Source organism: Klebsiella sp. JB_Kp031 (genome assembly GCF_040064295.1).
In the GTDB taxonomy this organism is placed as follows: domain Bacteria; phylum Pseudomonadota; class Gammaproteobacteria; order Enterobacterales; family Enterobacteriaceae; genus Klebsiella; species Klebsiella quasipneumoniae.
Genome location: NZ_JBEAJW010000025.1, coordinates 22,828 through 35,587, shown reverse-complemented (window position 1 = coordinate 35,587; position 12,760 = coordinate 22,828). Strand labels below are relative to the sequence as shown.

At 56.0% G+C, this 12,760-nt stretch carries 12 protein-coding genes; 6 read left to right on the top strand and 6 right to left on the bottom strand.

All coding sequences use genetic code 11. The annotated features are described in order from the left end of the window. Nucleotides 1-25 precede the first annotated feature (25 nt). The 5 genes from ubiA to malK all read right to left on the bottom strand — a co-directional run bounded on the left by ubiA (nt 26) and on the right by malK (nt 5,118). Nucleotides 26-892 carry a 4-hydroxybenzoate octaprenyltransferase gene (gene ubiA / locus ABLV64_RS10335; RefSeq protein ID WP_002884808.1) on the bottom strand — a complete coding sequence of 289 codons (867 nt, stop codon included), beginning with the start codon at nt 890-892 and terminating at the stop codon, nt 26-28. 12 nt (nt 893-904) lie between these two features. Beyond that, entirely contained in the window at nt 905-1,402 is a 498-nt protein-coding gene (gene ubiC, locus ABLV64_RS10330) for a chorismate lyase (RefSeq protein WP_017900123.1), read from the bottom strand. A gap of 187 nt (nt 1,403-1,589) precedes the next feature. Further along, the gene (gene malM, locus ABLV64_RS10325; protein WP_008807310.1) at nt 1,590-2,519 is read right to left on the bottom strand and encodes a maltose operon protein MalM; all 930 of its coding nucleotides are present in this window, start codon (nt 2,517-2,519) and stop codon (nt 1,590-1,592) included. Between the two features lie 114 nt (nt 2,520-2,633). Further along, a complete protein-coding gene (locus ABLV64_RS10320) occupies nt 2,634-3,923 on the bottom strand; it encodes a maltoporin (RefSeq protein WP_002884747.1) in 1,290 nt (429 codons plus the stop codon). Nucleotides 3,924-4,008: 85 nt separating this feature from the next. Then, nucleotides 4,009-5,118, bottom strand: a complete 1,110-nt coding sequence (gene malK / locus ABLV64_RS10315; RefSeq protein WP_002884743.1) for a maltose/maltodextrin ABC transporter ATP-binding protein MalK — start codon at nt 5,116-5,118, stop codon at nt 4,009-4,011. A gap of 370 nt (nt 5,119-5,488) precedes the next feature. Here malK and malE point away from each other — a divergent pair, with 370 nt between their 5' ends. From malE to malG, 3 genes are all read left to right on the top strand, one after another. Continuing rightward, complete coding sequence (malE, locus tag ABLV64_RS10310; RefSeq protein ID WP_004206285.1) at nt 5,489-6,679, top strand: maltose/maltodextrin ABC transporter substrate-binding protein MalE; 1,191 nt, start codon at nt 5,489-5,491, stop codon at nt 6,677-6,679. Nucleotides 6,680-6,796: 117 nt separating this feature from the next. Then, nucleotides 6,797-8,341, top strand: a complete 1,545-nt coding sequence (malF, locus tag ABLV64_RS10305; protein ID WP_017900124.1) for a maltose ABC transporter permease MalF — start codon at nt 6,797-6,799, stop codon at nt 8,339-8,341. A gap of 156 nt (nt 8,342-8,497) precedes the next feature. Further along, nucleotides 8,498-9,388: a maltose ABC transporter permease MalG gene (malG, locus tag ABLV64_RS10300; protein ID WP_002884725.1), complete on the top strand. Its 891-nt coding sequence runs from the start codon at nt 8,498-8,500 to the stop codon at nt 9,386-9,388. 192 nt (nt 9,389-9,580) lie between these two features. Here the strand turns inward: malG and psiE are convergent, their stop codons facing one another. Beyond that, nucleotides 9,581-9,991: a phosphate-starvation-inducible protein PsiE gene (gene psiE / locus ABLV64_RS10295; RefSeq protein WP_004206282.1), complete on the bottom strand. Its 411-nt coding sequence runs from the start codon at nt 9,989-9,991 to the stop codon at nt 9,581-9,583. A gap of 370 nt (nt 9,992-10,361) precedes the next feature. Between psiE and ABLV64_RS10290 the strand changes: the two genes are divergently transcribed. From ABLV64_RS10290 to ABLV64_RS10280, 3 genes are all read left to right on the top strand, one after another. Next, entirely contained in the window at nt 10,362-11,639 is a 1,278-nt protein-coding gene (locus tag ABLV64_RS10290; RefSeq protein WP_048322670.1) for an L-serine ammonia-lyase, iron-sulfur-dependent, subunit alpha, read from the top strand. 62 nt (nt 11,640-11,701) lie between these two features. Then, nucleotides 11,702-12,442 carry an AzlC family ABC transporter permease gene (locus ABLV64_RS10285; RefSeq protein ID WP_080847842.1) on the top strand — a complete coding sequence of 247 codons (741 nt, stop codon included), beginning with the start codon at nt 11,702-11,704 and terminating at the stop codon, nt 12,440-12,442. Next, entirely contained in the window at nt 12,435-12,755 is a 321-nt protein-coding gene (locus ABLV64_RS10280; RefSeq protein WP_004206276.1) for an AzlD domain-containing protein, read from the top strand. Before ABLV64_RS10285 ends, ABLV64_RS10280 begins: the two co-directional genes overlap by 8 nt. Nucleotides 12,756-12,760 lie beyond the last annotated feature (5 nt).

The following is a 12,760-nucleotide window of genomic DNA, read 5'->3' as shown; positions in this document are numbered from 1 at the left end:
AACCGGGGGGATGGGGACAGGGGTTTTACAGGTAGCTCATCGCCAGGCCGAGGAACAGCACCAGCCCGACGTAGTTATTGTTCATAAACGCTTTAAAGCAGTTGTCGCGGTCGCGATTGAAGATAAGCTTCTGCTGCCAGCCAAACAGACCCGCCGCCACGAACAGCGACCAGTAGTATTCCCAGCCCAGCCCATTCAGCCAGCCCACCGCGCCCATCAGCGCCAGCACGGCCACCTGCAGGATACCGATAATCAGACGATCGTTTTCGCCGAACAGGATCGCCGTCGATTTAATGCCGATCTTGACGTCGTCATCGCGATCCACCATCGCATACTGGGTATCGTAGGCCACCGCCCACAGAATGTTGGCGAGGAACATCAGCCAGCAGCTCAGCGGCAGCGATTCACTGACGGCCGAGAAGGCCATCGGGATCGACCAGCCAAAGGCCGCCCCCAGCACCACCTGCGGCAGATGGGTGTAGCGCTTCATAAACGGATAGACCCACGCCAGCGCCAGCGCCGCCACCGACAGCAAAATCGTCATGGTGTTGAGGGTAAGCACCAGCAGGAAGGAGAGCAGCACCAGAACGATAAACAGCGTTCGCGCCTCTTTCTCGGTGACGTCGCCGCTCGGCAGCGGACGGCGGGCGGTACGCTTTACGTGACCATCAAATTTTCGATCGGCATAGTCATTCACCACGCAGCCGGCGGCGCGCATCAGCCAGACGCCGGCGACAAACACCGCCAGGATCCACAGCGGCGGGACGCCCGGCGAGGCCACCCATAGCGCCCACAGCGTCGGCCACAGCAGCAGCAAGGCGCCGATCGGTTTGTCAGTGCGCATCAGGCGATGAAACGCCAACAGCTTATTCTGCGACAGACTCCACTCCATTTTTTCTTCCTCTTAGTACAACGGCGACGCAGGCAAAAACAGCTCGGTCAGCAGCAGGGGTTTGCCGCTCAGCCGCAGGCGGGAACGACGTCCCCACAGCGCTGCATCGCGACCAATTTCAATAAAATCGCGGGTTAACGTCGACGACGTGAACAGGTATCGCCCCAGCGGGGTCTGCCCGAGCTGCTGTAGCGCCAGCTCCGGCCCACACAACGTCGACTCCGGCACCACCGTGCGCCCGGCCAGCCAGGGCTCACCGTCGGCATTGAGTATAATCTCCCGCAGCCAATAGCGCGGCTCGTCGGGCAACAGCGCCGCTTCGTCAGCCAGCGCCTCACGCCCGATATACCCTTCGTTAACCAGGGTGACGGTGACCTGCTTTCCTTGTTGCTCAAAACGCTGGGTCATTGAGTCCTCCAGCAGCAGCCAGTCACTCAGAGGCGGCGCCAGGGGCGGCATAACGGCAAAATAGCGCAGCGCACGCAGTCGCGTAAGCGCAGGATGGGACATGCCTGATTCTCCGGTACATAACGTGCAAGCATTGTATCGCAGAATAGGCGGTTGGTGGCGGGCAAACGTCAATATACGATCATTCACGCAACAGCCATGCAACAGACCGCCGCGCGTGCAAAAAAAGGTGCATCCCGGAGGATGCACCTAAAGGCTGTGCCTAAACATCAGCATTGTGGGGAGACGATTACCCCTTGCCTTTTACACTGCTGATAAAGGTGGAACGAGCGGATTTCGAGCCGAGGCGCTCAGCTTCGTTCATCAATTTCAGGGCTTTGTCGATGTCACCTTGTTTCACCGCCTGCTTAATACCGTTGTTGAAGTAGGTTTCGGTATCGCTGAGCATCGGTTCGCTTTTAGCGGCCGGCGCAGCAGCAGCTGCGGCGGCTGGCGCGGCTACCGGCGCCGCGGTGTTACCGACGGTGACCGGGCCCGGGCCGGAGGAGCCGAACAGCGGCCCCACCAGCACGCTGGAGGTGCTGTTGGTTTTCACTTTCAGCTTCAGCACGCCATCGGTGGTATGTTTGGCGATGGGATCCGGGATGTCCGGCGCCGCATTGCCTGCGCCTTTGGCATAGGCTTTCGCCGGATCCAGCAGGGTGGTGGTCTGCTGGAGATCTTTTTCAGTGGTAAATACCAGCACATAGAGCTTCTGCTGGCCCAGCGCCGGGGTCAGGCGCATCACGCCGCCCAGGCGATCGGCAGTCATCACGCCCGGCTGCTGATAGGTGAAGTAGTTGCTGGGGAAGAACGCCGCTGGCGTCATGTTCTGGTCGAGAATCAGCACGTTCGGCGCAAAAATCTGCTTATGTTTGTTCAGCTCGCTGTCGAGGGTCAGGGTCAGCTCACCGATATTGGCCGGCACGCTCCAGGCGGCGACCGGTCCGACGATCCCTGGAACATCCAGGCGTTGACCGCCGGTGGTTAAATCTACGCTCTGCGTCTTCGATTGATCGGCAGGCGTCCAGATCAGCTGCTGCAGCGCACTGGCTGGAATAGACGGCGCGGCGCTGGTGTTCTGCGGTACAAAGTTAACATCGGCAAGGCTCATCCCCGGCACGCATGCCAACATCCCTGCGGATAAACACAGAGCGACGAGAGTTTTCTTCATTTTCATTCTTCTCACCTTGGATAGCATCGGTTTAGCGGTAGCCAGGCAATAGCGCGCTAACCCTGAATTGTCAGGAGGGGCCGATGCCCCTCCCAGGTTACACCCGTCCTGCGGACGGTATTACCACCACACTTCCATCTGGGCACCGAAGGTAACTTCGCTGTCGTCACCGCGGCTGGAGGTGAAAGCGCCGCTTCCGCTGCTGTCTTTCGTCTGCAGACCAGAGGTGTTGCTGTAGCCCCAGTTTTCATCCCACTTCGCGTAGGTTGCGAAGATACGGATAGCCGGACGAGACCAGACGCTGTTCCCTGCCTGCCATTGCTGAGCCAGAGTAATTTTGTACTGGTTGTTGTTTTCGCTGGTACGCTGGGATTTCACGTTGTCGTAACCGATTTCCAGCTGGGTGCTCATGATCGGCGTCCATTTGTACATCGGACGAACACCCACGGTGTACCAGGTGGAGCCGTTTTTGCTGTCCAGATCCACGTCCTGGTACATCGCAACGTACATCAGGCCCCAGTCATCGTTGAAGTCCATCGCGCCGTGATCCAGAACGCGGATCATGCTGCCGTTGTTATCGATGCTGGTCCCTTGAGAGTGGCCGCTGTTCCAGGAGGTCATTGCGTCAGTGGCGTACTGAACGACAAACTTGTTGAAGCCGCCCCAGATGGACTGAGTATGTTCACCGGTCCACATCCAGCCGTCTTTCGACGCGCCGTCTTCCAGACGGTAGTCATCCTGCGGGTTAGCACGGCCGTAATCGACGCCTAACTCCAGCACGCCGCCCGGGTTGGTTTCCAGGCCCGCCAGACGGATGTCAAAGACGTCGTTGGCAGTTTTCGCAGCATATTTTTTGGTGTCATCGCTGGAGAAAGTATAAGAGCCGCCGCTTTCTGAGTTACGAGTAGCGGCCAGAGAGAGCTTACCGAAGCCAAGGTCAACGTTTTCCAGACCTGCACCCGGGCCGGAGATATCCCAGTAGTAGAAGTCGATCATGTGAACGTCATGACGCTGATAGAAGCGTTTACCCGCCCACAGCGTGGAGCCCGGCAGCCAGTCGATCAGGTTTTTACCCTGGATGTTGGCTTCACGGAACGCCGGAGAGGTGCTTTCCCAGTCATCTTCCTGATTCACGGAATAGGCAACGTTAGTATCGAAATAAAAACTCTTATCCCCTTCCTTCCACAGCTCCTGGCCCAGCTTCAGTTCCGCATAGGTTTCACATTCGTTACCAAGACGATATTTACTTTGAGCGCCGGTCGCTTTGAAGCACTGTTGCTCGCCGCCGCTGCCGGTCCAGCCAATGCCGGAACGCGCGTAGCCATGGAAATCGACAGCCAGCGCCTGAGCAGACATAACGCCTGCCGCGACGGCGACCGCCAGTGGAAGTTTGCGCAGAGTAATCATCATTCTATCTCCTGAGATCATTGCTTTTCTTTGCACGCTTCGCCGGTGTACCGCCAGCCGGGTTCGCGCCTTTTTTTAATGGGAAGCCTTACACGCCCGGCTCTTTATGCAGCCGACGACAAGCGGTGCCATCCTCACGGAATAAATGGCAACGTTCTGGCGGCAAACCGATGGCGAATGTGGCTCCCTCTTCTACCAACACCACGTCGTTCTGGCGGTAAACCAGGTTCTGACGGATGGCGGGGATCTGGATATGAATTTGCGTTTCGTGACCTAACTGCTCGACGACCTGAACCTCACCTTCGAGGGTCACATCGGCGATATCGCTGGGCAGTAAATGCTCCGGGCGGATACCTAAGGACATGTTGGCGCCCGCCTGAACGTTGGCGCTGTCCACCGGCAGCCAGATTTGCTGACGGTTCGGCAGTTCAACCTGCACCTGATCGATAGCCGTCGCGGTGACTTTAACCGGCAGGAAGTTCATCTTCGGTGAACCGATAAAGCCGGCGACGAAGCGGTCAGCCGGATAGTGATAGAGTTCCAGCGGTTTCCCGACCTGCGCCACCCGGCCAGCGTCGAGGACCACGATCTTGTCCGCGAGGGTCATCGCTTCCACCTGATCGTGGGTGACATAGATCATGGTGCGGCCCAGTCGCTTATGCAGACGGGAGATTTCGATACGCATCTGGACGCGCAGGGCGGCATCGAGGTTGGAAAGCGGCTCATCCAGCAGGAAGACGCTCGGCTCAGCCACCAGGGTACGACCAATCGCCACGCGCTGACGCTGACCGCCGGAGAGGGCTTTCGGTTTACGCTCCAGCAGATGGGCCAGCTGCAGCACTTCCGCAACCTGGGTCACCCGCTGGTTAATCAGATCTTTTTTCGCGCCGGCCAGCTTCAGGCCAAACGACATATTTTCCGCAACGGAAAGGTGGGGATAGAGCGCATAAGACTGGAATACCATCCCAACGCCGCGTTCTGCCGGTGGGATCTCGTTCATGCGGGTGTCCCCGATAAACAGGTCCCCGCTGGTAATAGTTTCTAACCCGGCAATCATACGCAGCAGGGTAGATTTGCCGCAGCCCGATGGCCCGACAAACACGACGAATTCCCCTTCGTGGATATCGAGATTGATATCTTTCGATACCACCACGTCACCCCAGGCTTTCGTTACATTTCGCAGCTGTACGCTCGCCATGCCCTTCTCCCTTCGTTACAACCTGTCACTAACAGTCACATTCAAGATGGGTCGACTATGCGGCATTCATTAGCCGGGCAAATCCTCCACCCCCCGGCTTTTTTATGGGGGAGGAGATGGGAGGATGAGAGATTGGCTCTCGCCGCGGGGGATGGCGGGCGGCGCGTGATTTCGTGATGGAGGCGACAAAATTGGGCGCTTTTTTCTGTGCTCCAGGACGCAATACGGCCGTTTTTGCAATGGAGATCACACAACCAGCGGGTGGGGCGTAGACCTGGGGAGGATGGAAAGGGGTTGTTAAAAAAGGAAACTCATCATCGTTAAGCCACCGAAGTGTATCCACGAGTACAACACCAAAAAGGACGGGTATATGAAAATCAAAACTGGCGCTCGCATCCTCGCGCTGTCGGCACTGACCACGATGATGTTTTCCGCCTCTGCCCTCGCGAAAATTGAAGAAGGTAAGCTGGTTATCTGGATTAACGGCGACAAAGGCTACAACGGCCTCGCTGAAGTGGGTAAAAAGTTTGAAAAAGACACCGGCATTAAAGTTTCCGTAGAACACCCGGATAAGCTGGAAGAGAAATTCCCGCAGGTTGCGGCGACCGGCGACGGCCCGGACATCATCTTCTGGGCGCATGACCGTTTCGGCGGCTACGCGCAGTCCGGCCTGCTGGCGGAAATCACCCCGGACAAAGCGTTCCAGGACAAACTCTATCCGTTCACCTGGGATGCCGTTCGCTATAACGGCAAACTGATCGCCTACCCGATCGCGGTGGAAGCGCTGTCCCTGATTTACAACAAAGACCTGGTGCCGAACCCGCCGAAGACCTGGGAAGAGATCCCGGCGCTGGATAAAGAACTGAAAGCGAAAGGTAAGAGCGCGCTGATGTTCAACCTGCAGGAACCGTACTTCACCTGGCCGCTGATCGCTGCCGACGGCGGATACGCGTTCAAGTTTGAAAACGGCAAGTACGATGTGAAAGACGTCGGCGTGGACAGCGCAGGCGCGAAAGCGGGCCTGACCTTCCTGGTTGACCTGATCAAGAACAAGCACATGAATGCCGATACCGATTACTCCATCGCGGAAGCGGCCTTCAACAAAGGTGAAACCGCGATGACCATCAACGGTCCGTGGGCGTGGTCTAACATCGATAAGAGCAAGGTTAACTACGGCGTGACCCTGCTGCCGACCTTTAAAGGCAAACCATCGAAACCGTTCGTTGGCGTGCTGAGCGCGGGGATCAACGCCGCCAGCCCGAATAAAGAGCTGGCGAAAGAGTTCCTCGAAAACTACCTGATGACCGATCAGGGTCTGGAATCGGTTAACAACGACAAACCGCTGGGTGCCGTGGCGCTGAAATCCTTCCAGGAAAAACTGGAAAAAGATCCGCGCATCGCCGCCACCATGGCGAACGCCCAGAAAGGCGAAATCATGCCTAACATCCCACAGATGTCTGCCTTCTGGTATGCCGTTCGTACCGCGGTTATCAACGCCGCCAGCGGTCGTCAGACTGTCGATGCTGCGCTGAAGGATGCCCAGAGCCGTATCACCAAGTAAGAAAACGGCGGGTGGCGCTTGCGCTTACCCGCCCTACCACTACGGCTCGGACCGTAGGTCAGGTAAGCGAAGCGCCACCTGACAAATAAGCTTTCACCGCTGTAGAGGATGATCCCCATGGATGCCGTTAAAAAGAAACACTGGTGGCAAAGTCCGCAACTCACATGGTCTGTGATTGGCTTACTGTGCCTGCTGGTGGGTTACCTTGTTGTTTTGATGTACGCCCAGGGGGAGTACCTGTTCGCCATCATGACGCTGATTTTAAGCTCAGTTGGCCTGTATATTTTCGCTAACCGCAAGGCTTATGCCTGGCGCTATGTCTATCCCGGCCTCGCCGGCATGGGCCTGTTTGTCCTGTTTCCGCTGATCTGTACTATCGCTATCGCGTTCACCAACTACAGCAGCACCAACCAGCTGACCTTTGAGCGCGCGCAGCAGGTGCTGATGGATCGCTCCTTCCAGGCCGGCAAAGCCTATAACTTCACGCTGATCCCGGCAGGCGACGAGTGGAAGCTGGCCCTGACCGACGGTGAGAGCGGTAAAAACTACCTTTCCGACGCCTTTAAATTCGGCGGCGAGCAGAAGCTGGCGTTAAAAGAAACCGACGCCCTGCCGGAAGGCGAGCGCGCCAACCTGCGCGTCATTACCCAGAACCGCACCGCGCTGAACCAGCTGACCGCCGTGCTGCCTGACGACAGCAAAGTGATCATGAGCTCGCTGCGCCAGTTCTCCGGCACCCAACCGCTGTATACGCTTGGCGAAAACGGCGTGCTGACCAACAATCAAACCCACGTCAAATACCGCCCGAACAACGACGTTGGTTTCTACCAGGCCATCAACGCCGACGGTAGCTGGGGCACAGAAAAGCTGAGCCCGGGCTACACCGTGACTATCGGCTGGGACAACTTTACCCGCGTCTTCCACGATGAAGGCATCCAGAAACCGTTCTTCGCGATCTTCGTCTGGACGGTGGTGTTCTCGGTGCTGACCGTGGTGCTGACCGTCGCGGTGGGGATGATCCTTGCCTGCCTGGTGCAGTGGGAAGCACTGAAAGGCAAAGCGATTTACCGCGTCCTGCTGATTCTGCCGTATGCCGTACCGTCATTTATTTCGATTCTGATTTTCAAAGGTCTGTTCAACCAGAGCTTTGGTGAAATCAACATGATGCTCAGCACGCTGTTCGGCATTAAGCCGGCGTGGTTTAGCGACCCGACCACCGCGCGCACCATGATCATCATCGTCAACACCTGGCTGGGCTACCCGTACATGATGATCCTGTGCATGGGGCTGCTGAAGGCGATTCCGGACGATCTGTACGAAGCGTCGGCAATGGATGGCGCCGGCCCGTTCCAGAACTTCTTTAAAATTACCTTCCCGCTGCTGATTAAGCCGCTGACGCCGCTGATGATCGCCAGCTTCGCCTTTAACTTTAACAACTTCGTCCTGATTCAACTGTTGACCAACGGTGGTCCGGACCGTCTCGGCACCACCACCCCGGCCGGTTATACCGACCTGCTGGTGAGCTACACCTACCGTATCGCCTTTGAAGGCGGCGGCGGTCAGGACTTCGGCCTGGCGGCGGCTATCGCAACGCTTATCTTCCTGCTGGTTGGCGCGTTAGCGATTGTGAACCTGAAAGCCACACGCATGAAGTTTGATTAATTGGAATAACCAGGCGTTATTGGCGCGGGCGGTTTGGACTCGGCCAGCGCGGAAGAACCGGAGCGTACACGTAGTACGTGAGGATTCTGAGCACTGCCCGAGTTCAAAATGGCAAGCAAAATAGCCTGGTGCGAAGTCAAGGGGAGTAAAATTACAATGGCTATGGTCCAACCCAAATCGCAGAAGCTACGTTTATTTACCACGCATCTCCTGCTACTGATTTTTATCGCCGCGATTATGTTTCCGCTGCTGATGGTTATCGCCATCTCGCTGCGCGAGGGTAACTTCGCCACCGGCAGCCTGATCCCGGATACCATCTCCTGGGAGCACTGGCGTCTGGCGTTAGGCTTCAGCGTCGAACACGCGGATGGCCGCGTCACGCCGCCGCCGTTCCCGGTCCTGCTGTGGCTGTGGAACTCGATTAAGGTCGCCGGGATCACCGCGATCGGTATCGTCGCCCTCTCCACCACCTGCGCCTACGCTTTTGCCCGTATGCGCTTCCCGGGGAAAGCGACCCTGCTGAAAGGGATGTTGATTTTCCAGATGTTCCCGGCGGTGCTGTCGCTGGTGGCGCTGTACGCGTTGTTTGACCGCCTGGGCCAGTACATCCCGTTCGTCGGCCTCAACACCCACGGCGGCGTGATCTTTGCCTACATGGGCGGTATCGCCCTGCACGTCTGGACCATCAAAGGCTACTTCGAAACCATCGATGGCTCGCTGGAAGAAGCGGCTGCGCTGGATGGCGCGACCCCATGGCAGGCGTTCCGCCTCGTACTGCTGCCGCTGTCGGTGCCGATTCTGGCGGTGGTCTTTATTCTGTCGTTCATCGCGGCTATCACCGAAGTGCCGGTCGCCTCGCTGCTGCTGCGCGATGTGAACAGCTATACCCTGGCGGTAGGTATGCAACAGTATCTCAACCCGCAGAACTATCTGTGGGGCGACTTTGCCGCCGCGGCGGTACTCTCCGCCATCCCGATTACGGTCGTGTTCCTGCTGGCGCAGCGCTGGCTGGTGAACGGCCTGACGGCGGGCGGGGTGAAAGGTTAAGTTTTTTTGTAACACCGGCCCCAAATTTCAGAGGAGGGCCGACGGTCTAGCCGCAATACACGACCCCAACCGGGTATTGTCGCCGTCGCCCTCAGCTGAAAAAGTAAGGCCAATGCCACTGCTATCCTCAACTGGACCCTACATAAATTCTATTTGTGACTGTTGGTCAGCGGCCCTGGAGGCCGCTTTTTTTTATTCGCGTTTCAGGCGATTAGAGTTACACAGCCAGAGCGTAATCACCAGAATCAGGATCGCGGCGGAATAAATAAGTACCGCCATCGGCGACTCATGGTCGATGATGATCAGACGCACAATCGCGGTGATGCCGATATAGACAAAATAGCGCAGCGGGAAATGGAACCCCGACTGAAAATACTTGACGATCAGCGCGATAAACTCGAAGTAGAGAAAGTAGACCACCAAACCTTCCACCAGCCGGTACTTACTGGTCGGCTCCGGGGTAAAGAGGACATCGGCCAGATGCAGCGTCTCTTTACCGAGGAAGACGATCAGTATAATCCCCAGGCACAGCAGCCCAAGATTCAAAACCGTTTGCATCGCAGTGGCGATAAAATTCACCAGTGGGCGATAAACCGACGACATATTCACACCTCATAATCAGTCCTTGTTGCGTCCGGTATAGCGCAAAAGTGTGATCCAGATCTACAGTTACCCCTCACCGCGTGGGCTTTAAATTTTTGCGCCCTCAGGGCAGGATTTCGGCAAAAGAGAAAAATGCTCTCCTTAACGGCGTGTGATCGACATAACTGATTCCCATGATTTGCATAAAAATTTGCTTATAAAACCATTGTTAATCAATAACTTAATTTAAATACAAGCCTGCATGTTTAGATATAGCTAAAAATAAAACTTTTCTCCAGACCTTAATAAATAAAGGGTTATTTGAGAAAGTTTTTTTCTGCCGATTCCCTTAGCATATTTCCTCATCATCTTACGTCCAGGAATCATAATAATGTCTGACCAAACATCCTCTCTTTTTATTCGCTGGCTACAGCGAGAAGTCGCACCAGCATTAGGTTGCACTGAACCCGTTGCTATTTCATTTACCACCGCTTACGCCGCGAAACATTTAGCGATACCCTGCGAAAAAATTAGCGGTTTTATTTCTGCCAACCTGTATAAAAACGCCACGGGCGTCACGATTCCCGGCACGACAGTGAATGGCGTCGCGCTGGCCGCCGCCATCGGCGCCTTTGGCGGCGATGCCGATAAGGGATTACAGACCCTGGCAGGCATTACTTCACAGCATGTGGAACAGGCACAAGCGCTGGTGGACGCCGGCCACGTTAATATTGACGTCCAGGACACGCCTGACTTTATTCATCTCGATCTCACCCTCAGCGCCGGTGACCAGACCTGTCGCGTCGTGGTAAAAGGCACGCATACCAATGTGGTCGAGTTATATATTAATGGCGAACAGCAGCCATTACACGCCGGGAAAAATAGCGCCACAGCGCAGGCCGAACTGCCAACTTTCTCTCTCCAGGAAGCGTATGATTTTATTATCTCCACCCCGGTTGAGAATATTACGTTTATTCTGGAAGCCGCCCGCCTCAATAGCGCACTGGCTGCAGAAGGAAAATCGAAAAAGTATGGGTTGAATATTAACGGAACATTCTCTGAAGCCGTTAAAAATGGTTTGTTAAGCAAAGACTTAATGAGTGAGGTCATTATCAACACCGTCGCGGCTTCCGATGCGCGTATGGGCGGCGCCCCGGTGGTCGCTATGTCGAACTTCGGCTCTGGCAACCAAGGGATCGCGGCGACCATGCCGGTGGTGACCGTCGCCGAGCATCTGAATGCCGATGAAGAGACGCTCGCTCGCGCGCTGGCGCTCTCGCATCTGACGGCCATTTCCATCCATTCGCGCTATACCCGCCTGTCCGCACTGTGCGCGGCCTCCACCGCCGCCATGGGCGCCGCCGCCGGTATGGCATGGCTGTTTACCCGCAATATCGAAACCATCAACACCGCCATCATCAATATGATTAGCGATGTTACCGGCATGATTTGTGATGGCGCCTCCAACAGCTGCGCGATGAAGGTGTCCTCGGTGGTCTCCAGCGCCTTTAAATCTGTATTGATGGCGATGCAAAACCGCTGCGCCAGCGCCAACGACGGCATTGTCTGCGCCGACGTCGAACAGTCGATTAATAACCTGTGCCGCCTCGTGATTAAGCCTATGGCGCAAACTGATAAAGAGATCATTCGCATTATGGTCAGCAAATAAGACCAGCCCTTTTGTACCCTACGCAATAATGATTTATTGCCTGCACCAACAGGTATTTTACGATGAATAAAAAAGTCATATTACGCGGCGCCAGCGCCATTATGCCCCTGTGCATCGGGGACTTTCCTTTCTCGTTCATTGTTGGCGCGTTAAGCGTCAGCGCCGGAATGAGCGTCTGGCAAAGTACCGCGTGGTCGGCGATTGTGATTGCCGGCTCGGCGCAGATGCTGGCACTGAATATGTTAAAAACCGGCACCACGCTCGGCGTGATTATTTTCACCACATTAATTATTAATCTTCGCCACGTGCTGTATAGCGCCTCTATTTCCGGTACCGTGCGCGAAGCCTCATTCTTTAAAAAATGCTTTATGTCCTATGCGCTCACCGACGAGGTGTATGCCACCACCGTTAAAGAGATGGAAGGAAATAAAAAGGAAAAATATCTGTTTTATGGCTCGGCGATGATCACCTTCTGGGCGATTTGGGTGCTGGCCGATTTTCTTGGCGCGCTGGTCGGCGCCTCGTTTCCCCACATTGAAAAATACGGTCTCGATTTCGCCATGGTCGCCGCCTTTATCGCCATCGTGGTGCCACAAATTAAAAGCCAGGCCTGCACCGTCGCCGCGGTAGTGGCCGCCGTTTCCGGCGTGCTGTTAGTGGTCCTGCCCTACTCGCTGGGTATCGTCGTCGCCTCCGTGCTCGGCGTCCTCGCCGGCCTGTGCGTCGACCTGGCGGAAGAGCGCAAGCAGAGGGCAACAACCGAATCCGATATGCCGTTAGTGGAGGCGCTGGAAAATGAGTAATAGCTACTTTATCGCCCTGACGCTGGGCATGGCCGCGGTCACTTTTCTTATTCGTTTCTCGTTTATCGGCCTGGCCGGCAAGATCCAGATGTCTGAGCGGGTGACCAAAACATTGCGCTTCGTGCCGGTCACCGTCCTGCCGGCCATCATCACCATTCAGATCCTGAGCGTGAATTCCAGCATGGAGTTCGACTTAAAAAATCCGAAGGTGATCGCCGCCATTATCTGTACGCTCGCCAGCTTCCGTTTAGGTCTGGTGTGGGTGGTGGTCAGCGGCGTCGGCTCACTGGTGCTGTTGAATTATTTTCTGTAACTGTT

What these genes read in the sequence shown, in the direction of transcription:
- ubiA (WP_002884808.1), bottom strand. Translation starts at nt 892, where the DNA reads ATGGAGTGGAGTCTGTCGCAGAATAAGCTGTTGGCGTTTCATCGCCTG.
- ubiC (WP_017900123.1), bottom strand. Translation starts at nt 1,402, where the DNA reads ATGTCCCATCCTGCGCTTACGCGACTGCGTGCGCTGCGCTATTTTGCC.
- malM (WP_008807310.1), bottom strand. Translation starts at nt 2,519, where the DNA reads ATGAAAATGAAGAAAACTCTCGTCGCTCTGTGTTTATCCGCAGGGATG.
- ABLV64_RS10320 (WP_002884747.1), bottom strand. Translation starts at nt 3,923, where the DNA reads ATGATGATTACTCTGCGCAAACTTCCACTGGCGGTCGCCGTCGCGGCA.
- malK (WP_002884743.1), bottom strand. Translation starts at nt 5,118, where the DNA reads ATGGCGAGCGTACAGCTGCGAAATGTAACGAAAGCCTGGGGTGACGTG.
- malE (WP_004206285.1), top strand. Translation starts at nt 5,489, where the DNA reads ATGAAAATCAAAACTGGCGCTCGCATCCTCGCGCTGTCGGCACTGACC.
- malF (WP_017900124.1), top strand. Translation starts at nt 6,797, where the DNA reads ATGGATGCCGTTAAAAAGAAACACTGGTGGCAAAGTCCGCAACTCACA.
- malG (WP_002884725.1), top strand. Translation starts at nt 8,498, where the DNA reads ATGGCTATGGTCCAACCCAAATCGCAGAAGCTACGTTTATTTACCACG.
- psiE (WP_004206282.1), bottom strand. Translation starts at nt 9,991, where the DNA reads ATGTCGTCGGTTTATCGCCCACTGGTGAATTTTATCGCCACTGCGATG.
- ABLV64_RS10290 (WP_048322670.1), top strand. Translation starts at nt 10,362, where the DNA reads ATGTCTGACCAAACATCCTCTCTTTTTATTCGCTGGCTACAGCGAGAA.
- ABLV64_RS10285 (WP_080847842.1), top strand. Translation starts at nt 11,702, where the DNA reads ATGAATAAAAAAGTCATATTACGCGGCGCCAGCGCCATTATGCCCCTG.
- ABLV64_RS10280 (WP_004206276.1), top strand. Translation starts at nt 12,435, where the DNA reads ATGAGTAATAGCTACTTTATCGCCCTGACGCTGGGCATGGCCGCGGTC.